General features: G+C 68.8%; 20 protein-coding genes and 1 pseudogene. 13 read left to right on the plus strand and 8 right to left on the minus strand.

Going from position 1 to position 20,268, the window contains the following annotated elements; translation table 11 throughout:
- Positions 1 to 37 precede the first annotated feature (37 nt).
- Both EOW65_RS10885 and EOW65_RS10890 read left to right on the plus strand, forming a co-directional pair.
- A complete protein-coding gene (locus EOW65_RS10885) occupies positions 38 to 2,074 on the plus strand; it encodes an NADH:flavin oxidoreductase (protein ID WP_128149331.1) in 2,037 nt (678 codons plus the stop codon).
- A 195-nt stretch (positions 2,075 to 2,269) separates the two neighbouring features.
- On the plus strand, positions 2,270 to 3,256 hold the full coding sequence (locus tag EOW65_RS10890; RefSeq protein ID WP_128149333.1) for a type I glyceraldehyde-3-phosphate dehydrogenase: 987 nt from the start codon (positions 2,270 to 2,272) through the stop codon (positions 3,254 to 3,256).
- A 72-nt stretch (positions 3,257 to 3,328) separates the two neighbouring features.
- Here EOW65_RS10890 and EOW65_RS10895 read toward each other — a convergent pair whose 3' ends face one another.
- Both EOW65_RS10895 and EOW65_RS10900 read right to left on the minus strand, forming a co-directional pair.
- Positions 3,329 to 4,048: a Bax inhibitor-1/YccA family protein gene (locus EOW65_RS10895; protein ID WP_128149335.1), complete on the minus strand. Its 720-nt coding sequence runs from the start codon at positions 4,046 to 4,048 to the stop codon at positions 3,329 to 3,331.
- Between the two features lie 153 nt (positions 4,049 to 4,201).
- Entirely contained in the window at positions 4,202 to 4,423 is a 222-nt protein-coding gene (locus tag EOW65_RS10900; RefSeq protein ID WP_128149337.1) for a DUF1127 domain-containing protein, read from the minus strand.
- Positions 4,424 to 4,535: 112 nt separating this feature from the next.
- Between EOW65_RS10900 and EOW65_RS19970 the strand changes: the two genes are divergently transcribed.
- Positions 4,536 to 5,402 carry a LysR family transcriptional regulator gene (locus EOW65_RS19970; protein WP_164880069.1) on the plus strand — a complete coding sequence of 289 codons (867 nt, stop codon included), beginning with the start codon at positions 4,536 to 4,538 and terminating at the stop codon, positions 5,400 to 5,402.
- Here EOW65_RS19970 and EOW65_RS10910 read toward each other — a convergent pair.
- Positions 5,375 to 6,361: an NADPH:quinone oxidoreductase family protein gene (locus tag EOW65_RS10910; protein ID WP_128149508.1), complete on the minus strand. Its 987-nt coding sequence runs from the start codon at positions 6,359 to 6,361 to the stop codon at positions 5,375 to 5,377. The genes EOW65_RS19970 and EOW65_RS10910 overlap by 28 nt on opposite strands.
- Positions 6,362 to 6,724: 363 nt before the next feature.
- Between EOW65_RS10910 and EOW65_RS10915 the strand changes: the two genes are divergently transcribed.
- The 3 genes from EOW65_RS10915 (at position 6,725) to EOW65_RS10925 (ending at position 9,436) form a co-directional block, all read left to right on the plus strand.
- Positions 6,725 to 7,093 carry a helix-turn-helix domain-containing protein gene (locus tag EOW65_RS10915; RefSeq protein ID WP_113899001.1) on the plus strand — a complete coding sequence of 123 codons (369 nt, stop codon included), beginning with the start codon at positions 6,725 to 6,727 and terminating at the stop codon, positions 7,091 to 7,093.
- Between the two features lie 77 nt (positions 7,094 to 7,170).
- Positions 7,171 to 7,992 carry an inositol monophosphatase family protein gene (locus EOW65_RS10920; RefSeq protein WP_128149339.1) on the plus strand — a complete coding sequence of 274 codons (822 nt, stop codon included), beginning with the start codon at positions 7,171 to 7,173 and terminating at the stop codon, positions 7,990 to 7,992.
- Positions 7,993 to 8,098: 106 nt separating this feature from the next.
- A complete protein-coding gene (locus tag EOW65_RS10925; RefSeq protein ID WP_128149341.1) occupies positions 8,099 to 9,436 on the plus strand; it encodes an 8-oxoguanine deaminase in 1,338 nt (445 codons plus the stop codon).
- A 55-nt stretch (positions 9,437 to 9,491) separates the two neighbouring features.
- Here the strand turns inward: EOW65_RS10925 and EOW65_RS10930 are convergent, their stop codons facing one another.
- Positions 9,492 to 10,769 (minus strand): solute carrier family 23 protein, encoded by a 1,278-nt coding sequence (locus tag EOW65_RS10930; protein ID WP_128149343.1) that lies wholly within the window; start codon positions 10,767 to 10,769, stop codon positions 9,492 to 9,494.
- A gap of 246 nt (positions 10,770 to 11,015) precedes the next feature.
- On the opposite strand from EOW65_RS10930, the gene EOW65_RS10935 reads away from it, so the two are divergent.
- Complete coding sequence (locus EOW65_RS10935; RefSeq protein WP_240664637.1) at positions 11,016 to 11,591, plus strand: exonuclease domain-containing protein; 576 nt, start codon at positions 11,016 to 11,018, stop codon at positions 11,589 to 11,591.
- A gap of 92 nt (positions 11,592 to 11,683) precedes the next feature.
- On the opposite strand, the gene EOW65_RS10940 is transcribed toward EOW65_RS10935, so the two are convergent.
- Both EOW65_RS10940 and EOW65_RS10945 read right to left on the minus strand, forming a co-directional pair.
- Complete coding sequence (locus tag EOW65_RS10940; RefSeq protein WP_128149345.1) at positions 11,684 to 12,412, minus strand: lysophospholipid acyltransferase family protein; 729 nt, start codon at positions 12,410 to 12,412, stop codon at positions 11,684 to 11,686.
- 63 nt (positions 12,413 to 12,475) lie between these two features.
- Complete coding sequence (locus tag EOW65_RS10945) at positions 12,476 to 12,745, minus strand: DUF982 domain-containing protein (protein ID WP_128149347.1); 270 nt, start codon at positions 12,743 to 12,745, stop codon at positions 12,476 to 12,478.
- 1,042 nt (positions 12,746 to 13,787) lie between these two features.
- On the opposite strand from EOW65_RS10945, the gene EOW65_RS10955 reads away from it, so the two are divergent.
- The 3 genes and pseudogenes from EOW65_RS10955 to EOW65_RS19980 all read left to right on the plus strand — a co-directional run bounded on the left by EOW65_RS10955 (position 13,788) and on the right by EOW65_RS19980 (position 14,715).
- Positions 13,788 to 14,282 carry a hypothetical protein gene (locus EOW65_RS10955; protein WP_128149351.1) on the plus strand — a complete coding sequence of 165 codons (495 nt, stop codon included), beginning with the start codon at positions 13,788 to 13,790 and terminating at the stop codon, positions 14,280 to 14,282.
- Positions 14,264 to 14,326 (plus strand): annotated as a pseudogene (locus EOW65_RS20435) (cold-shock protein); the annotation flags it as partial. The gene EOW65_RS10955 and the pseudogene EOW65_RS20435, both read left to right, overlap by 19 nt.
- 227 nt (positions 14,327 to 14,553) lie before the next feature.
- A complete protein-coding gene (locus EOW65_RS19980) occupies positions 14,554 to 14,715 on the plus strand; it encodes a hypothetical protein (RefSeq protein ID WP_164880070.1) in 162 nt (53 codons plus the stop codon).
- Between the two features lie 197 nt (positions 14,716 to 14,912).
- Here the strand turns inward: EOW65_RS19980 and guaD are convergent, their stop codons facing one another.
- Together guaD and EOW65_RS10970 are read right to left on the minus strand one after the other, a co-directional pair.
- Entirely contained in the window at positions 14,913 to 16,193 is a 1,281-nt protein-coding gene (gene guaD, locus EOW65_RS10965; protein ID WP_128149355.1) for a guanine deaminase, read from the minus strand.
- Between the two features lie 89 nt (positions 16,194 to 16,282).
- Complete coding sequence (locus tag EOW65_RS10970; RefSeq protein ID WP_128149357.1) at positions 16,283 to 17,128, minus strand: hypothetical protein; 846 nt, start codon at positions 17,126 to 17,128, stop codon at positions 16,283 to 16,285.
- A 154-nt stretch (positions 17,129 to 17,282) separates the two neighbouring features.
- Between EOW65_RS10970 and mgtE the strand changes: the two genes are divergently transcribed.
- From mgtE to EOW65_RS10985, 3 genes are all read left to right on the plus strand, one after another.
- The gene (gene mgtE, locus EOW65_RS10975) at positions 17,283 to 18,668 is read left to right on the plus strand and encodes a magnesium transporter (protein WP_128149359.1); all 1,386 of its coding nucleotides are present in this window, start codon (positions 17,283 to 17,285) and stop codon (positions 18,666 to 18,668) included.
- Positions 18,665 to 19,225 carry a 5-formyltetrahydrofolate cyclo-ligase gene (locus EOW65_RS10980; RefSeq protein ID WP_128149361.1) on the plus strand — a complete coding sequence of 187 codons (561 nt, stop codon included), beginning with the start codon at positions 18,665 to 18,667 and terminating at the stop codon, positions 19,223 to 19,225. Before mgtE ends, EOW65_RS10980 begins: the two co-directional genes overlap by 4 nt.
- Positions 19,226 to 19,377: 152 nt before the next feature.
- On the plus strand, positions 19,378 to 20,193 hold the full coding sequence (locus tag EOW65_RS10985) for a TIGR00282 family metallophosphoesterase (RefSeq protein ID WP_128149363.1): 816 nt from the start codon (positions 19,378 to 19,380) through the stop codon (positions 20,191 to 20,193).
- The last annotated feature ends 75 nt before the right edge of the window (positions 20,194 to 20,268 follow it).

Raw genomic sequence — 20,268 nt, forward strand, 5'->3', positions numbered from 1 at the left:
TGTCCTCCTGCCCCTGTCACCCCATCCGGAGGCCCCGATGTCGACCGATCCGCTGCTGCAGCCGTTCCAGCTCAAGCACCTCACTTTGCGCAACCGCATTCTCATCACCAGCCACGAGCCGGCCTATACCGAGGACGGGATGCCGAAGGAGCGCTACCGCGCCTATCATGTCGAGCGCGCCCGGGCCGGGGTGGCGTTGACGATGACCGCGGGCTCGGCCTCGGTTTCGCGCGACAGCCCGCCCGCCTTCGGCAATGTGCTCGCCTGGAAGGACGAGGTCGTGGGCTGGATGCGGGCGCTGACCGAGGAGTGCCACGACGCCGGCGCCGCGGTGATGATCCAGCTCACCCATCTTGGCCGGCGCACCCGCTGGGACCGCGGCGACTGGCTGCCGACTGTCGCCCCGGGTGCCGTGATCGAGCCCGCGCACCGCGCCGCGCCGAAACGGGCCGAGGACTGGGACATTGCCCGGATCATTGCCGATTACGCCGATGCCGCCGAGCGGATGCAGGCGGCGGGGCTCGACGGGATCGAGCTCGAGGCCTATGGCCACCTGCTCGATCAGTTCTGGTCGCCGCTCACGAACGAGCTTGGCGCGCCCTGGGGCGGCTCGCTCGAGAACCGGATGCGGTTTTCCTTCGAGGTGCTCTCGGCGATCCGCCGCCGGGTGGGCGAAAAATTCATCGTCGGGCTGCGCTTCGTCGCGGACGAGAGGCTGCCGGGCGGCATCGGCCGGGCCGAGGGGCTCGAGATCACCCGGCGGTTGTCGGACAGCGGCATGGTCGATTTCCTGAACGTGATCCGTGGCCATATCGACACCGACCCGGGGCTGACCGATGTGATCCCGGTGCAGGGCATGGCCTCGGCGCCGCATCTCGACTTTGCGGGCGAGATCCGCGCCGCCTCGGGCCTGCCCACCTTCCATGCCGCGCGCATCCCCGACGTGGCGACAGCGCGCCATGCCATCGCCTCGGGCAAGCTCGATATGGTCGGCATGACCCGCGCCCATATCGCCGACCCGCATCTGGTGGCGAAGCTGGTGGCGGGGCGGGAGGAGGAGATCCGCCCCTGCGTCGGCGCGAACTATTGCCTCGACCGGATCTATCAGGGCGGCATGGCACTGTGTCTGCACAACCCCTCGAGCGGGCGCGAGCGCGAGTTGCCGCATGCGATCCCGCGCGCCCCGCGCCCGCGCCGGGTCACGGTGATCGGTGCCGGGCCCGGCGGGCTCGAGGCCGCCCGCGTCGCGGCCGAGCGCGGCCATGCGGTGACCGTTCTGGAAGCCGCCGACGCGCCCGGCGGGCAGATCCGCCTCACCGCCCGGCAGGAGCGGCGGCGCGAGATGCTGGCCATCGTCGACTGGCGGCATGCACAATGCGTGCGGCACGGCGTGACCTTCCGGTTCAACACCTGGGCCGAGGTCGAGGACGTGCTCGCGACGGCGCCCGACCTTGTCATCGTCGCCACCGGCGGGCTGCCGGGCACCGGCGCGCTGTCCGAGGGCGCGGCGGAGGTCGTCACCGCCTGGGACATCCTTGCGGGCGATGTGAAGCCCGGTGCCGAGGTTATGGTCTTCGATGCGGCGGGCGATCACGCCGGGCTGATGGCGGCCCAGGCGGCGGTGCAGGCCGGCGCGCGGGTCGAAATCGTCACCCACGACCGCAGCTTTGCACCCGAGGTGATGGGGATGAACCTCGTCCCCTATGTCCGCGCGCTGCAGGCGGCGGACGCGCGCTTCACCGTCACCTGGCGGCTGATGGCGGTGCGGCGCGAGGGCAACCGGCTGCGCGCTGTGCTCGGCTCGGATTACGGTCCGGCGCAGCTTGAGCGGCTGGTCGATCAGGTGGTGGTGAACCACGGCACCCTGCCGCTCGACGAGCTTTACTTCGCGCTGAAGCCGCTGTCGCGCAATCTGGGCGAGGTCGATACTGCGGCGCTGCTCGAGGGGCGGCCGCAGGCGCTGCGGCGCAACCCCGGGGGCGCGTTCGAGCTGTTCCGCATCGGCGATGCGGTGGCCGCGCGCAACACCCATGCCGCGATCCTCGACGCGCTGCGCCTGTTGCGGGCGAACTGATCCCCGGCAGGGTGTTTCCCCGACGGCGCGGTGGGCGCCCGGCCCGGGAGTGTCTGCCGCCGCGTCGCCGGAAAGGGGCGTGGCCACACCGGAATCAAGCGCAATTGACCGCGCGATTGTAACCGTCGCAATCGCAGCCCTTCCGGTCTGCCTGCGGCGGGCGTAAGCAGGCCTGACACGGACCGGAGGGCGGATATGAAGGTCTTCATCAACGGGTTTGGTCGGATCGGGCGCTCGGTGCTGCGGGCGCTGATGCGCGAGCGGGCGAAGGGCGGCGGGCGCTGGCCCGGGCTCGAGATCGTCGGCATCAACGACATCGCCAAGGCCGAGATCAGCGCCTATCTCTTCGCCTGGGACTCGGTCTTCGGCCCCTGGCCGGGCGAGGCGCGGCTCGACGGCACGGCGCTGGTCATCGACGGCGTGGCGATCCCGCTGCATCACGAACCCGACCTCAGCCGGCTCGACCTGTCGGGCGTCGACGTGGTGATGGAATGCACCGGTCGCGCCGACACGGCCGAGATTGCCGGCCGCGGCCTTGTCGCGGGCGCGCGGCGGGTGCTGATCTCGGGGCCATCGAAGGCGGCAGAGCTGACCGTGGTTCTGGGCGCGAACGAGGAGAAGCTCGGCACGCAGCGCATCGTCTCGAACGCCAGCTGCACCACCAATGCGCTCGCGCCGCTGCTGCGGCTGATCGACCGGGAGTGGGGCGTGGTCACCGGCTCGATGACCACGGTGCATTGCTATACCGGCAGCCAGCCCACCGTCGACGCGCCGGCAGGCGATTTCGCCCGCTCGCGGGCCGCGGCGCTGTCGATGGTGCCGACCACGACCTCGGCCGGGCGCCTGGTCGACGCGGTGCTGCCGCATCTGGCGGGTCATGTCATCGCGCAGGCGGTGCGGGTGCCCACGGCCTCGGTCTCGGCGGTCGATCTGGCGCTGATCACCGAGCGGCCGGCGACGATCGAAGCTGTGAACGCCGCCTTCCGTGCCGAGGGGGGCGTGATCGGTGCCACTGACCTGCCGCTGGTCAGCACGGACCTGCGGGCCCGGCCTGAAAGTGTGGTCATGGCCTGTCCCGAGACGAAGCTCACTGCGGGCGGCATGCTGCGCGTCTTCGGCTGGTATGACAACGAATGGGGCTTCTCGAACCGGATGCTCGACGTCACCTGCCGGATGGCGTGACGACGCATCCCTTGCACAGCAAAAAGCCCCACCAGTGGCGGGGCTTTCGCATGTCCGGATGTCCTGCGCCGGTTAGCGGCGGTCGCCCATGAACTGCAGCAGGAACATGAACAGGTTCAGGAAGTCGAGGTAGAGCTGCAGCGCGCCGAGGATCGCGGCCTTGCCGACGAAGTCGTGGTCCGAGGTCGCGAGCTGCAGGTAGGTGTTCTTGATGTTCTGCGTGTCATAGGCGGTCAGCCCCGCGAAGATCAGCACGCCGATCACCGAGATCGCGAAGTTCAGCGCCGAGGAGGCGATGAAGAGGTTGATCAGCGAGGCGACGATCAGCCCGATCAGGCCCATCATCAGGAACGAGCCCATCGCCGACAGGTCGCGCTTGGTGGTGTAGCCGTAAAGCGACAGACCCGCGAAGGAAATCGCGGTGACGAGGAAGGTCTGTGCGACCGAGATCCCGGTGTAGGCGGCGAAGATGAAGCTGATCGAGAGCCCCATCAGCGCCGAATAGGCGAGAAAGACCATCTGTGCGGTCGAGGTGCTCATCTTGTTGATCATCGCGCCGAAGGCGAAGACCACCGCGAGCGGCGCCAGCATCACTACCCATTTCAGCCCGGTGCCGAAGATCGCCGCGACAAGCTGCGGGTTCGAGCCCACACCCCAGGCAACCGCGCCGGTGATCAGCATCGCCACCGACATCAGCCCGTAGACCTTGTTCATATGGGTGCGCAGACCCTCGTCAATGATCGCGGAGCGCTGGCCCGCCGCGGCCCTGCGCATCGTGTCGAACTCAGCCATGAAAACCTCCGTGCATGTCCCTTTGGCGGCCCCTGAAGCCGCTTTCCGCCCCGATATTGGAAGCGGGGCGGCGCATTTCAAGCGCTTTCCGGCCGGAAAATGCAGGCGCAGAAACACGATGGCGGGATCGGTTGTGGCGGGCGCCGCGGCGCGTCAGTGGCCGGGCCGGTCGAACCAATGCGGCGGCGCGTCCCAGAACGGCCGCTCGGTCTCCTGCATCGCCTCGCGCGGGTCGATGCCGGCATCGGCCATCAGCCGCGGATCGAGGAAGGTCAGCGCGCGCCGGCTGCGGCGCAGGCTCTGCCAGCCGAGCAGCGTTGCAAGCAGGCTGCGCGACCGGCGCAGCGGGGCGAAAAGGCGCAGGGCGCGGATCATTTCCGTCTCCTTTCGTGAACTCGGGGTCCTGTTCTTCACGAAAGTTGATACATCTTGACGTATCCATCAGCATAACGAAAGATTGTGCGGGTTACTATCAAGGATCGTGATGATGGCCCGCAACCTTGACCTTGCCGCGCTGCGTGCCGTGCTGGTTGTCACCGAAGCCGGTTCGGTGACCCGTGCCGCGACGCTGCTCAACCTGACGCAATCGGCGGTCTCGATGCAGATCCGCCGGCTTGAAGAGGCGCTGGGCGTCGCGCTCTTCAACCGCCGCGCGCGCCGGCTCGAGCCCACGGCCGAGGGGCAATGCCTTGTCACCTATGCGCGCCGGATGCTGGTGCTGAACGACGAGGCGCTCGAGGCGCTCGGCCTCGGCGAGGAGATCGAGGAGATCCGCCTCGGCGTGCCGCCCGACATCGTGGCGCCGCAGATTCCGGCGATCTTGCGGATGATGGCGGTGCAGGCGCCGCGGCTGCGGATCACCCTGACCACCCATGCCAGTCGCGAACTGCGGGTGCGGCACGAAGCGGGGGACCTTGACCTGATCCTGACCACGGAAACAGCGCCGGGGCCGGGGGGCGAGGTGCTCGACGAGCGCCGCCTCGTCTGGCTGGGCGCGCCGGGGCTGCGCGCCGAGCACGAGCGGCCGCTGCGCATCGCCTTCGCCGAGATCTGCGCCTTCCGCCCGATCGCGATTGCCGCGCTCGATGGGGCGGGGATTGCCTGGCGCAACGCGATGGAGGGCGACAGCGAGCAGGTGGTCGATGCGACCGTCGCCGCGGGGCTGGGGGTTTCGGTGCGGCTCGAGGGCTATTACCCGCCCGGCTGCATGGAGCTTGGCCACGAGGCCGGGCTGCCCGATCTCGGCCGCTCCTGCATCTGCCTTTACGACGGCGGCCGCGTGCGGGGGGCGATCGCCGATGCGCTGCGCGCCGAGATCGTGCGTGCCTATCGGCCCTCGGCCGTCGCCGCCTGAGGCGCGGTCAGCACCACCACCTTGCCGGTCGAGCGCCGCGTGCGCAGCATCTCGAGCGCCTCGGCGGTCTGATCGAGCGGGAAACGGGCCGAGATATGCGGCGTCAGACCGCCCTCGGCGAACCAGCCGAAGAGCGTCGCCATCGACGCGGTCAGCACCTTCGGGTCGAGCTTGAGATAGCCACCCCAATAAAGGCCGTGGATCTCGAGGTTCTTCACCAGCGCGTGGTTCAGCTTCAGCGCCGGCGGCTCGCCCGCGGCAAAGCCGATCACCAGGAACCGCCCGCCGGGCTTCAGCGCGGCAAAGCCGGCTTCGCCCACGGCCCCGCCAAGTGCGTCGTAGACGACATCCGCCCCGCCCGCAGCCTTCAGTGCGGCCTTGAGATCGGGCGTCTCGCTGTCGATCAGCACATCGGCGCCCGCCGCCTGCGCCACCGCGAGCTTTTCGGCGCCACGGGCCAGCGCGATCACCCGCGCCCCCATCCGCTTGCCGATCTCGACCGCGGTCAGCCCGACACCGCCCGCCGCCCCCAGCACCACGAGCGTCTCGCCCGGCGCCAGCCGCGCGCGGGTCGACAGCGCGACATGCGAGGTGCCATAGGCGATCTGGAACGCCGCCGCCTCCTCGAAGCTCATCGCCTCGGGCAGGGGGGTGCAGCGGGCCTCGGGAAAGACGCCGGCCTCGGCCAGCCCGCCTTGGCCCGAGAACACCGCGACCCGGGTGCCCGGCGCGATCGTCGTGCCCGGACCGGCCGCGGTGACGGTGCCGGCCAGCTCCATTCCCATCACGAAGGGGCAGGCGGGGGTGTCCTGATATTTCCCCTCGATCATCAGCAGATCGGCGAAGTTGAGCCCGCAGGCGGCGATCGCGACGGAAAGCTCGCCCGGACCCGGGGCGGGCAGAGGCAGCTCGGTCAGGGTCGGGGCGGTCTTGGTCTCGCTCAGCAGGATGGCGCGCATCGTCTCCTCGGGTCGCTTGGCCGGGCCGGGCAGGCCGGTCGAAATCGGCCGCAGGATAGCGGGGCGGGGCTGACTGAACCAGTCCACCATTTGTCCGGGGCGAATCAAGCCTGTTGCAGGCTGGGATGATTCCTTCCAGAAAATTGCAAATTGCATTGCAAATTGCAAAACACGCTGAGCGGGAAATCAATTTCTACGCTGCGCCTTTGGGCTGATTTCTTTGAACCTGACGAAAAGGACAAGTCGGTCCGGCGGAGGGGGCCGCAGACACCTGTCTTTTTGGATAGGTTTGCGGTTTTGCGCCGGATTCCCCGCTCTGAGCCGTGGTATCCAGAGCAAATAGAGTGGCTTGAGGACGATTAAATGACACACCCGGTTGATGTCCACGTGGGCAAGCGCATCCGCCATCGTCGTTGGATGATCGGCATGACCCAGCAGCAGCTGGCCGACAAGGTCGGCATTAAATTTCAGCAGATTCAGAAATACGAAACCGGCATGAACCGCGTGTCGGCCTCGCGCCTTTGGGATATCGCTGACGCGCTCGAGGTGCCTGTCTCCTTCTTCTTCGAGGGGCTCGCGGGCGAGGCCTCGCAGGCCGGCGCCGCCGCTCCGGCGGCCGATCTGATGGCTGACAAGGAAGCGCTGGCGCTGGTGCGCTCCTATTACGCCATTCCCGAGGCGCAGCGCCGCCGCCTGTTCGAACTGGCCAAGGTGCTTTCCGACGCGGCCTGAAAGCCGCCGGCGGAACCGCGGGGTTGACCCGATGCAGGGGGGCGTTTACCGCTCCCCTTGTCATTTGGAGGGGTGCCATGTCGCCGCAACTGTCGTCCACCGAAACCGCCGAGCTGATCGCCACCGCCGAGGCGCTTGCCGATGCCGCCCGGCGCGAGAGCCTGCGTCATTTCCGCACTGCGGGCGGGCTGGCCGCCGAGACCAAGGAGACCGCGCGCTTCGACCCGGTGACCGTGGCCGACCGTGCCGCCGAGCGGGCGATGCGCGAGATCCTCGCCGCGCGGCGACCGCAGGACGGCATCTATGGCGAGGAATATGGTGTGATCCGCGGCGAGAGCGGGCTGACCTGGGTGCTCGATCCGATCGACGGCACCCGCGGCTACATGTCGGGCACGCCGACCTGGGGAGTGCTGGTCGCGCTCTCCGAGGAAACCGCCGAGGGGCCGGGCCAGCCGCTTCTGGGCGTGATCGACCAGCCCTATATCGGCGAGCGCTTCGTCGGCGGTTTCGGGGCGGCGCAGGTGACCGGTCCGCTGGGGCGCGCCGCGCTTGCCGTGCGCGCGCCGCGCAAGCTGTCCGATGCGATCCTGTTCTCGACCTTCCCCGAGGTCGGCACCGCCGAGGAGGGCGAGGCTTTCGCCCGGCTCTCGCGCGAAGTGAAGCTGACCCGCTATGGCACCGACTGCTACGCCTATGCGCTGATTGCGGCGGGGCAGATCGACCTCGTCGTCGAGGCGGGGCTGCAGCCCTATGACGTCGGTGCGCCGATCGCGGTGATCGAGGCCGCGGGCGGCGTCGTCACCGACTGGCAAGGCGGCCCCGCCTGGCGCGGCGGCCGCGTGCTGGCCGCGGCCAATCCCGAGATCCATGCCGCGGCGATGGCGGTGCTCAACGCCTGAGCGGGCCACCGGACGCGGCCGGGCGAGGGGGCCTTCCGCCCCCTCTTTCGCTTGCGCGAACTTCACCCTCCGAGGATATTTGAGGCAATTGGAAGGGGGAGGGAGCATGCGTGAGATCGTAATCCGCGGCGCCGAGGTCGTCGTCACCATGGACGGCGCGCGGCGCGAGCTGAAGGGCGCCGATGTGCTGGTCCGCGGCGGGGTCATCGCCGGGGTGGGCGAGGGGCTGGGCAGCGCGGGCGAGATGGTCTCGGCGCGCGGTTGCGTGGTGACGCCCGGTCTCGTCAACACCCACCACCATCTTTATCAGAGCCTGACGCGGGCGGTGCCGGGCGGGCAGGATGCGCTGCTCTTCGGCTGGCTGACCACGCTCTATCCGATCTGGGCGAAGATGGGGCCCGAGGAGATCCGGGTCTCGGCGCTGACCGGGCTGGCCGAGCTTGCGCTGAGCGGTTGCACGCTGACCTCGGACCATCTTTACCTGTTCCCGAACGGCGCCCGGCTCGAGGACACGATTGCCGCGGCGGGCGAGATCGGGCTGCGCTTTCACCCGACGCGCGGCGCGATGTCGATCGGCGAAAGCGCTGGCGGCTTGCCGCCCGACAGTCTGGTCGAACGCGAGGAGGCGATCCTGAACGACTGCATCCGCGTCATCGACGCTTTCCACGACCCGCGCCCGGGGGCGATGGTGCGGGTGGGGGTGGCGCCGTGCTCTCCCTTCTCGGTGTCGCGCGGGCTGATGCGGGATGCGGCACTGTTGGCGCGCGACAAGGGGGTGATGCTGCACACCCATCTGGCCGAGAACGACGAGGACATCGCCTATTCGCTGGCGCAGTTCGGCTGTCGGCCCGGGCAATATGCCGAGGATCTGGGCTGGACCGGCGATGACGTCTGGCATGCGCATTGCGTCAAGCTCGATACGGCCGAGATCGACCTGTTCGCCCGCAGCCGCACGGGTGTCGCGCATTGTCCCTGCTCGAACTGCCGGCTCGGCTCGGGCATCGCGCCGGTGCGGGCGATGCGCGATGCCGGCGTGCGGGTGGGGCTCGGCGTCGACGGTTCGGCTAGCAACGACGCCGGCAACCTGATCGCCGAGGCGCGGCAGGCGATGTTGCTCCAGCGCGTGCAGAACGGCGCCGATGCGATGTCGGTGCGCGAGGCGCTGGAGATTGCGACGCTCGGCGGCGCGCAGGTGCTCGGCCGCGACGATTGCGGCAGTCTGGCGCCCGGGCAGCGCGCCGATATCGCGGTCTGGGATGTCTCGGGGCTCGAGGCGGCCGGCGCCTGGGACCCGGTCGCGGCGCTGCTGCTAGCCGGGCCGCCGCGGGTCAGGCACCTCTTCGTCGAGGGCCGGCAGGTGGTGCATGACGGCCGGCTGACCACCATCGACCTGCCGCTGGTGATCGAGGAGCAGACCCGGCTGGCGCGAGCCCTCGCTGGCTGAGACAACGGCAAACGGCCCCCGCGGGGCAGGGGCCGTTCGGAGCGTGGGCGGGGGCTCAGGCCTTCCGGCCGAAGCCGAGCAGCTGATAGAGGATCAGCGCCGCAAGCGTCGAGGTGCCGATGCCGCCAAGCGCGAACTCGCCGATCCGCAGGGTGAAGTCACCACCACCGAAGATCAGCGCGACGCCCGCGGTGAACAGGTTGCGCGGGTCCGAGAAGTCGACCTTCGCCTCGATCCAGATCCGCGCCATCGCCGAGGCGATCAGCCCGAAGACCGAGACCGAAAGCCCGGCCAGCACCGGCGCCGGAATGGTCTGCAAGAGCGCGCCAAACTTCGGCGAGAGGCCGAGCAGGATCGCGACCAGCGCCGCGACCACGAAGACGAGGGTCGAATAGACCTTGGTCATCGCCATCACGCCGATGTTCTCGGCATAGGTGGTCACGCCCGTGCCGCCGCCCGAGCCCGCGACCATCGTCGCCAACCCGTCGGCGACGAAGCCGCGGCCGATGAAGCGGTCCATGTTCTGCCCGGTGATCGCGCCGAGCGCCTTGATATGGCCGAGGTTCTCGGCCACCAGCACGATCGCCACCGGGGCGATCAGGGTCACCGCCGACCAGTGGAACTCGGGCGACACGAATTTCGGCAGGCCGAACCAGGCGGCCTCGCCGACCTTGGCGAAGTCGATCCCCGGCACGAAGCCGAAGCCGTTGCCCAGCACCAGCACCAGCGCATAGCCGAAGGCGAGCGCGAGCAGCACCGAGACCCGGCGGGTGGCGCGCGGGCCATAGCTCGAGATCAGCGCCATGCACAGCACTGTGAGCAGGGCGACGGTCAGGTGCCCGGCAGTGGGCGTGCCGAAGGCGTTGAGCTGATTCACCGCGACCGGCGCGAGGTTGAGCCCGATCGCCATGCCGATGGTGCCGGTGACGACTGGCGGCATCAGCTTCTCGACCCAGCCGGCGCCGACGGCCATCACGATCAGGCCGATCAGCGCATAGATCGCGCCGCAGGCGACGATGCCGCCAAGCGCGGAGGCGATCGTCGCGCCGGGCTGGGCGGTCACCGCCAGCACCACCGCGATGAAGGCGAAGGACGAGCCGAGATAGCTCGGCACCCGGCCGGCGGTGAGGATGAAGAACAGAAGCGTGCCGATGCCGGAGAAGAACACCGCCACATTCGGGTCGAAGCCCATCAGGATCGGCGCGACGATGGTCGAGCCGGACATCGCCAGCAGGTGCTGGACGCCCATGGTGAGCGAGGCGGCAGCCGGCAGCCGTTCGTCCGGCATCACCACATTGCCCGTCGCGGGGCGCCATGTCGGGAAATAGGACATTGATTCCTCGGGGTCTGTGTTGCGTTGCCCCGCCATACTGCCGCGGCGGGCGCTTGCGCCAGCCCCGATGGCGCTTCCGCCCCGTCACCGGCTGCGGCGAATGGGCCCTCCCTGGGGCTTCGCGGGGGGATCGACGTTGCGCCGGCGGGGCGGGCCGGCCTATCTTGCGGGCGAAGTCAGGCAGGGGCGGGCGATGCGGAAAGACGACGGGCAGGGCAGGCGGCAGTCGGGATGCGGGGGCGCGGCATGAGCGCCGCGGGCCTGATGCGCGTGCCCGAGGGCGCCTTCCGCTTCGTCGCGCTCGATGTCGAGACCGCCTGTTCCGACGCCGCCAGCATCTGCCAGATCGGCATCGCCTGCGTGCGGGCGGATGGCGGCATCGAAAGCTGGGTCACCCTCGTCGATCCGCAGGTGCGCTTTTCCGCCTTCAACGTGCGTCTGCACGGCATCGGCCCCGAGCAGGTGCTGGGCGCGCCCGATTTCGCCCGCGCCATCGCGCCGCTCGAACCCTTGCTGTCGCGCCATCTCATCATTCAGCACAGCAGCTTCGACCGCCGCGCGATCGAAGGCGCCTATGGCGTGACCGGGCGCGCGGCACCCGGCTGGCGTTGGGGCGACAGCGTGCGCATCGCGCGCCGCGCCTGGCCCGAGTTCATCGGCAACGGCGGCCATGGTCTCGGCCATCTGAAGGAACAGCTCGACCTGCGCTTCGAGCATCACGATGCGGGCGAGGATGCGCGCGCCGCGGCCGAGGTGGTGCTGCATGCCGAGCGCCGCACCGGGCTCGGCTTCGAGGCGCTGCTGGGCCCTGGCCGGCGCTGAGATCGGGCGGGGCCGTCACAGGGGCATTTCTCTCACGCATCCGCGGCCGGTGGGGCCGGGGGCTGCCCCGTGCCGGGCTGCCGGGGCGTGGTTCAGGGCGCGGGGGGGCAGGCCTCGGTGCGGGCGAGGCGCGCCTTCTCGGTGTTGAGCAGCGCCTCGACCTGCGCCATCACCTCGGCCGCGGGCAGGCCCGCGGGGATCGGCGGAAAATAGGAGACGGTGATCGTGCCGCCGGTCTTCGTGCCCTTGCCCCAGAAGCGGCCGGCATTGTGCACCACCGGAACCACCGGCAGATCGAGCTTGCGATAGAGTGCGATCAGCCCGGGCTGGAACTTGCGCTGCTCGTCGACGCCGACGCGGGTGCCTTCGGGAAAGATCAGGATCGAGCGGCCGCGCGCCACCTCGCGTCGCGCGTCCGAGATCATCGCGGCCATCGCCCGGCCACCGCCACTGCGGTCGATCAGGATCATCGGCGCATGGCCGAGGAACCAGCCGAACACCGGAATCTTGCGCAGTTCCTGCTTGGCGACGATGCAGATGTCGGGCACCAGCTGGTTGAACGCGAGGGTCTCCCAGGTGGACTGGTGGTTGCAGACATAGATGCAGGGGGCCTCGAGATGCTTGTTCTCGATCCCCTCCTCCTGCAGGCGCAACCCAAGGATCCGGTGCGACAGGCCGAGGACGCCGCCGGTCCAGAACCGGATGGCGGCGCGGGTCAGCCCCGGACGCTGCAGCAGCGCAAGCGCCGGGATGAAGGGGCTTTGGAGCAATGTCCAAAGCCCGAAAAGTACGTCGAAAAGTCTCGATCGGACGATCAGCATCCTCGGCCTCGCGCAATGAGGGATGTGCCTGTGGTCGCTTCTTCTGCCCCCGGCGGGGCGCTTTCAGGCGGCAAGCGGTCGATGTGACTGGTCCTGCGGCACGAAGCCGGCGGTCCGCGCGGCGGACAGGAAGGCGTGGCGTGCCTCTCCGACCGAGCCCATGCAGTCCATCGCCGCCTCGAGCCGGAGCAGGGCGTGATGGCGGGCATCGTCGGCCACAGGCCATTTCTTGCGCAGCCAGTATTGTGCCTGCTCAATCGTGCTGAATTTCTGCACATCGCCTTGCGGCGAGACGATGAGAGAGAGGGGGTCACCCCAGTAGATTTCTATCAAGTTCTTTGTCTTTCAGGGAAAAAGTGAGGGGCCCGGCCTTGGCAAGGGCTCCCGTTCACCGGGAGGCGCTTTCGGCCGATGGCCGATGGCACCAGGTTGATCTGTTCGGCGCGAGGTCAGGCGAGCGCAAGGCTCCTGACACAGCTCCGGCCGTTGCGGGCAGGTTCGGCGCCGGGCATCGCGGTCCGGCCGCGATTTGGCACGGCAAGCTCCGTTCGCCGGCACGCCGGGGCATGGGGGAGGTGATCCCTTCCGTGGTCGCCGGGTCCGGCGAGGCCGTCAAGCCCGGTCCGCGCGACCCGTTTCACGCTGCCATCCTTGGCCATCGTGAGTTCCTTTCCAATGTGCCGCCCGCAGAGTGCAGCGGCCAGGCAAAGCTCAAGATCGAAGCTGAGCCGGAAGGAACAGGGTCCGAGTAGAAGAGATGCAGACGCTACATAGGGGCTCGGCCCCCGGATTGCGAGAAAATAAACCACTTTGCCGCGCGTCCCGATGCAAGCCATTTCGCCGTAAGGAGATTATTTTCGCTTCAAAGGCGGCCTCCCGCCGTGCCGGCGCCGCCTTTGCGGTCGCGCCGGCCGGTTTCGCGCGGCTCTTCGGAACCGGGGCTCGCAATCGGGGGCGTTTCCCCCATCTCGCAGGGGACTGCAGTGTTCATCTCGCGGCGGGGCGCAAGCCCCGGCGGGCGCCGGAGGGCGGCCGACCGGGATGCGGGAGCGGTGCCTCGCCGAGATGACGGAACGGGCCTGCAGGCCGAAGGCCCGACCGTGACGGCGTTTTCCGCCCGCGCGGCGCGGCCTCAGGCCCGATGTAGACGTGTTGCCAGAAAGGGGCGCCGAAAGATGAAATCTCCCGAAACCGACAGCCGCAAGCCCGAGGCGCCGCGCCGCGAGCCGGGCAAATCGATCTTGCCCCCTCCTATGCGCCCAAGGGCGCCGAACTGCGCAAGGCCTGGTCGCGCTTCGATCGCGAGAAGCAATGAGGCCGGCGGCCATCGGCCAGGGCCGCCACCCGTCCGTTTCCATGATCCGCGAGGTGCGCGATGTCGCCAGATAACATCCGCATCAAGCTCGGCTGCCGGTTTAACCTGCGCCTGCCGCCGCCGACACCGATGATTGCCCCGCTGAACGTGCATTTCTCGCGCGTGGGCAATCTCGAATATCCCGACCATGTGAAAACCTGGCCGCCGGTGCCGCTGAGCGCCTATCGCGACGGGTTCGGTAACTGGTGCACGCGGCGCGCCGCGCCGCAGCGGGAGTTCAGCATCGGCACCGAGGGGGGCGGCGACATCGGCATGCCGCCGCCCTATGCGCCCGGCCATCCCGCCGACGGCACAGGCGTGGAAACGGCCGGGGGAGATTTTTCCTTTGAAAAATCGAGCAGCAGCATCGGGGACAGGCGAGCCGGTTTGCGTCCAACCTCACCTGTCTCCCGTGTCGGCTTCCGTCTGTCTTTTGGAATTGACCGAGCCGGGCTGTCGTATTGCTGCGCACAGCATAGATCACAGGAGATCTCACCATGGCCAATGATATCGTGAAATGGTCCAATGCCACCAAGGGTTTCGGCCTTGTCGAGCCGAAGACTGGCGGAGGGGACATCTTTGTCCATATCTCGGCCCCCGAACGTGCGGGTCGCGCAGCTCAATGGCGGGCAGGGACGGGCAGGCCATCACCTGCGAAATCGAAACCGGCCGCGGCACCGAAGCTGCTCCGGTCTCCGGCATGGCGAAGCCGTGCGGCTGACCGGCGCAAGCGCCCGTCGATTGAGATCCCCGGAGGTTCTCTTCGGGATGTTCCGGAGGGCCGAACATGGCTGCCGAAAAGAAGCCGTCGGGCAAGACCCACGGGGCGCGAAAGATGTCCCACATGGAAGACCGCCCCAGCCCTGGCTGGCATGAGTTCTTCCTGAGCCTCGCCACCGAAAGTTCCCCGGACTGCCGGCCTGCGCTCGCGCATGGGATCCAGGAATAACGGCATTCATCGCCCGCGTGGCCGGAGGCATTCCTGAGGCAGCTGAGTGCGACAGGGCTCCACGTCGAGCCGATCATCTTCGCTGGATTTCCCACCGTAAGGGGGAGCGGCAGGGGAAATCCCTGCCGTTTCGCGTTTGTACCGGCCCGTGTTTCGCCACGGGCGCGCCTGGCCCGCTGCGGCACGCCGGCAGGGCCTCAGCGCTGCCGCTTGCCGCCGATCCAGACCCCGGCGATGGCGCGGTCGTCGCCCATCATGATCGTCGGGAACAGCTCTTCCCAGAAGCTTTCCGCCCGCACCGCACGTTGCGCGATGAGCGGTGTCGAGGCGAGGTCGACGGCGATCAGGTCGGCCTCCATCCCCGGTGCGATATTGCCGACGAACGCGTCGATCTTCAGCGCCCGGGCCGAGCCCTGCGTGGCGAGCCACCACAGCTGTGCCGGATGCAGCGGATGGTGCCGCAGCTGCGCCACCTCATAGGCCGCGGCCATGGTGCGCAGCATCGAGAAGCTCGAGCCGCCGCCGGTGTCGGTGGCAAGCCCCACCCGCAGCCCGGCGGCGGTCATCCCCGCCATGTCGAAAAGCCCCGAGCCGATGAAGGTGTTCGAGGTCGGGCAATGGGCGAGCGCCGCGCCCACCTCCTTCAGCCGCACGATCTCGCGCGGTTCGAGGTGGATGGCGTGGCCATAGACCCCGTTCTCGCCCAGAAGCCCGAAGGCCTCGTAGGTGTCGAGGTAATCGCGCGCCTCGGGGAAAAGGCTTTTCACCCAGGCGATCTCGTCGAGTTGTTCGCTCAGATGGGTCTGCATCAGGCAGTCCGGATGTTCGGCCCAGAGCGCACCAAGCGCGCGCAGCTGCTCGGGCGTCGAGGTCGGCGAGAAGCGCGGGGTGATGACATAGCCGAGCCGGTCGCGCCCGTGCCAGCGCGAAAGCAGCGCCGCGCTTTCGTCATAGGCCGTCTGCGCGGTGTCGCGCAGCCCGTCGGGGGCGTTCCTGTCCATGCAGGTGCGACCGCCGAGCACGCGCATGCCGCGTGCGCGCGCCTCCCCGAAATAGGCGTCGACGCTTGCCGGATGGATCGTGCAATAGCTGCACATCGAGGTGGTGCCGTGGCTCAGCGCCAGATCGAAATAAAGCGCCGCGACGTCGGCCGCATGGCGCGGATCGGCAAAGCCGGTCTCGGTCGGGAAGGTGTAGCTGTTGAGCCAGTCGATCAGCCGCTTGCCCCAGCTCGCGATCATCTGCGTCTGCGGGTAATGCACATGGGCGTCGATGAACCCCGCCGAGATCAGCTGCCGGCCGAGGTCGGTGACCCTGGCGCCGGGGTGGGCGGCGCGCAGCGCCTCGGCCTCGCCCACGGCGGCGACCTTGCCATTCTCGACCGCCACCGCGCCGCGGACGAGATGGCGCGCCGCGGCAGGCCCCTCGGCCATCGGGTCGCCCTCGAAGCGGAGCACCTGTCCGATCAGCAGTTCCATCGCCGGCTCCTTTGTTTGCGCTTCACCCTAGGCGTGCCGCTGTGCGGCGGCAAGCGGCAGCCCCCACTGTCGCGCTGCGCAAGGCACGCTCATTCGGGGAGGTCTTTGCGGGCGTCCTTCTTGTCGATCAGAAAGATACGCGCCCGGGGCCAGCCGTGCAGGGGAAGCAAGAAAAGCTCTTCCTCCCGCGCCATCATCGCATGCAGCTCTGCCCGGCCGGTCTTTCTCTTCCGTTGCTCCGAACTGGGCTTCCAGGTGATCCGGGGCGACAGGTGCCCGCCCCGGCGCCAGGCGATCCAGCCATCTGAATCGATCTGCTGGCTGCCGAAGTGTGCGGTGCAGGCCGGGTCCTGGTCGATCTTCTGCGCATGGGCACGGAGACGGGCGGCAAGATCCAGCCATTCCGCAAAGTCCCCTTCGGACCAGATCGGAAATGCGCGCGCATTCTCGAGTGCGGCCTGCTCCACATACCCGGGCGCGGCGCCGGGCTCGACCGCCACCGGATAACGGGCGCCCGTCGTGACCATCTGGCCAAGCGCCTCGAAGTGTTTCGCATCGTCGGCGTTCAGGGGGAACTCGATCTCCTTTGCGATGTCTTCGTATCGGTGGCCGAGGGTCCGGAGGTATTTGTCGAGCGAGGCTTCCGAGCATTCGGCAAACGCCTTCACCACCCCGGCCTTGAGATACATCTCGACGGCATAGGCCAGCAGCAGCACCGAGGCACGCGGCATCCCGGTGATCGCGCTCCAGTCGCGGGCGATTACCGGCCCGGCCCTGCCGCCGGCCGCGTGCAAGTCCGTGCTGAACGCAGCCTTTCGCTCGCGCCAGAGTTTGCGCATCGCCTCGGCGCTTGTGCGCAGCCCGTCGCCTTCCGCGATCCACGCGCCCGCATCGAATGTGCCGAAGCCCCTTGTGCCGACATGACCGTTTCGCATCGGCGCCTCCCTTTTCCCGATCCTCCGCTTTCGGCGCCGGAGATGCAAATCCCGCGACCGATCGCGCCCTCGGGCGTCGGTCTTTTTCGCCGCGGCCCCCTCGCGCCTGCCGCGGCCCCGGGCTAAGGTGCGGCCAGATCGGAACGGGGGTTTCATGGCGGAAGAACGGGCAGAGGACATCGAGCGCGAGGAGGAGGATTACGGCCTCGACGGGGAGCTCGTCGACCGCATCCTTGCCGCGGCCGATGCGGGCGACGCCGTGCGCCTGACCGAGCTGCTCGAGCCGCTGCATGCCGCCGACATCGCCGACCTTCTGGAACAGGTCGGCGGCAACGAGCGGCGCGAGATCGTCCGGCTCTGGGGCCGCGAGATCGACGGCGAGGTGCTGACCGAGCTGGACGAGTCGATCCGCGAGGAGGTCATCGCGGCGCTGCCGCGCGAGGTGCTCGCCGAGGCGGTGCGCGAACTCGATTCGGACGACGTCGTCGACCTGATCGAGGACCTGGAGGAGCCACAGCAGGAAGCCATTCTGAAGGTGCTCGACGAGCCCGACCGCGCCGCGGTCGAGCAGTCGCTGACCTATCCCGAATATTCGGCCGGCCGCCTGATGCAGCGCGAGGTGGTCACCGCCCCCGAGCACTGGACGGTGGGCGAGACCATCGACTTCCTGCGCCGCGAGGATGAGCTGCCCGATCAGTTCTATCACGTCATCCTTGTCGACCCGGGACACCACCCCACGGGCTATGTGACGCTCGGCAAGCTCCTTGCCTCGAAGCGCAACATGGGGCTGCGCGAGATCACCGAGGACAGTTTCCGCACGATCTCGGCCTGGCAGGAGGAGGGCGACGTCGCCTATGCCTTCAACCAGTATCACCTGATCTCGGCTCCGGTCGTCGACGACCATGACCGGCTTGTCGGCGTGATTACCATCGACGACGCGATGTCCGTTCTCGACGAAGAGCACGAGGAAGACATCCTGCGCCTCGCCGGTGTCGGTGACGAGAGCTCGATTGCCGATACCGTGATCGAGACCGCGCGCCAGCGCCTGCCCTGGCTCGCGATCAACCTGTGCACGGCGTTGCTGGCGGCCTCGATCATCAACCTGTTTCAGGCCTCGATCGGCCATCTCGTGGCGCTTGCCGTGCTGATGCCGATTGTCGCCTCGATGGGCGGCAATGCCGGCACGCAGACGCTGACCGTCGCGGTGCGCGCGCTGGCCACCAAGAACCTGACCGACAGCAACGTCTGGCGGGTGATCCGCCGCGAGGTGCTGGTCGGGCTGATCAACGGCGGCACCTTCGCGTTCTGCCTGGGCATCGTCGCCTGGATCTGGTTCGGCACGCCGGCGCTTGGGCTGGTGATCGGCGCGGCGATGATCATCAACCTGTTCATCGCGGCGCTTGCGGGGATCGTGGTGCCGGTGGCGCTTGAACGGCTCGGCGCCGACCCGGCGCTGGCCTCGGGCACCTTCGTGACCACGATGACCGATGTCTTCGGCTTCTTCTCCTTCCTCGGCCTGGCCACGGCGGTGCTGCTGTGACGGCGCTCGCCGAGCTCAAGGTCTTTGCCCGCAAGGCCGCTTTTGCCGCGCGGCGCGAGGCCTTTGCGCGGGGGCAGGGCACGGCCTGCGCGCGCCTCTCCGAGGCGCTCGAGCCCTTCGCCGGGGCGCCGCTGGCGGGCTACATGCCGATCCGCACCGAGATCGACCCGCGCCCGGCGATGGCCGCCCATTTCGGCCCGGTCGCGGTGCCGGTGATCGAGGGCGCCGGGCTGCCCCTGCGCTTTCATCGCTGGACCCCCGGCTGCGCGATGGTCGAGGGGGCCTTCGGCGCCCATGTGCCCGCCGTGGCCGAGGACGTCACCCCACGCGTGCTGATCGTGCCGCTTCTGGCCTTCGACCGGCGCGGCTTCCGGCTTGGCTATGGCGGCGGCTTCTACGACCGCACGCTCGAAGGGCTGCGCGCCGCGGGGCCGGTCACCGCGATCGGCTTCGCCTTTGCCGGGCAGGAGATCGAGGAGGTGCCGACCGAGCCCACCGATGCGGCCCTCGATCTGATCGTCACCGACGCCGAGACGATCGTGCCCGATCCGGCCTGATCCACGGCGTCTGCGGCAAGGCCTTGCGGGCGGAGCGCGGGCCGCCGCCGGGGGCTGTCTGCCCCCGGACCCCCGAAGGTATTTCGGGCAAGATGAAGCGCGGGATCGGGAAAGGATTTGCCCTTTTCGGCGCTTCCGCCTATGGCTGCGGCATGAAGATCCTGTTTCTTGGCGATGTGATGGGGCGCGCGGGACGCGCCGCGGTGGCGGAGCGGCTTCCGAAGCTGCGCGCCGATTGGGGGCTCGATTTCGTCGTGGTGAACGGCGAGAACGCCTCCTCGGGCATGGGGCTGACGGGGGAGCATGCAAAGCTGCTGCTCGCCGCGGGCGCCGATGTGGTGACGCTCGGCGATCACGCCTTCGACCAGAAGGACATGCTGCGCTTCATCGAGAGCGAGCCGCGGGTGATCCGGCCGCTCAATTACGCCAAGGACGCGCCGGGCAAGGGCGCGCGCCTGTTCGAGGACCGGCGCGGGCGCAAGGTGCTGGTCACCCAGGTGCTGGGTCAGGTGTTCATGAAGCGTCCCTTCGACGATCCGTTCTCGGCGATCGAGGCGACGCTGCGCACCCATCCGCTGGGCGGGCTGGCGCAGGCGATCCTCGTCGATGTGCATTGCGAGGCGACGTCGGAGAAGATGGCGATGGGGCATTGGTGCGACGGTCGTGCCTCGATCGTCGTTGGCACCCATACCCATGTGCCGACGGCCGATGCGATGATCCTGACCGGCGGCACCGCCTATCTGACCGATGCCGGCATGTGCGGCGACTATGACAGCGTGATCGGCATGGACAAGGCCGAGCCGATGCGCCGCTTCATCACCGGCATGGCGCGCGACCGCTTCACCCCGGCTGCGGGCGAGGCGACGCTGAGCGGGCTTTACGTCGAGACCGACGACCGGACCGGCAAGGCCACGCGCGTGCTGCCGGTGCGGGTGGGGGGGCGGCTGCCGCCCTCGACACCGCTCTGAACCGGGCCGTCGGCAAGTGTGACACCGCCCCTCCGTGCCCGGACAATTCGCGCCCGCCCGCGATTTGAGCGCTTG

The organism is Paenirhodobacter ferrireducens, from assembly GCF_004022265.1.
In the GTDB taxonomy this organism is placed as follows: Bacteria; Pseudomonadota; Alphaproteobacteria; order Rhodobacterales; family Rhodobacteraceae; genus Rhodobacter; species Rhodobacter ferrireducens.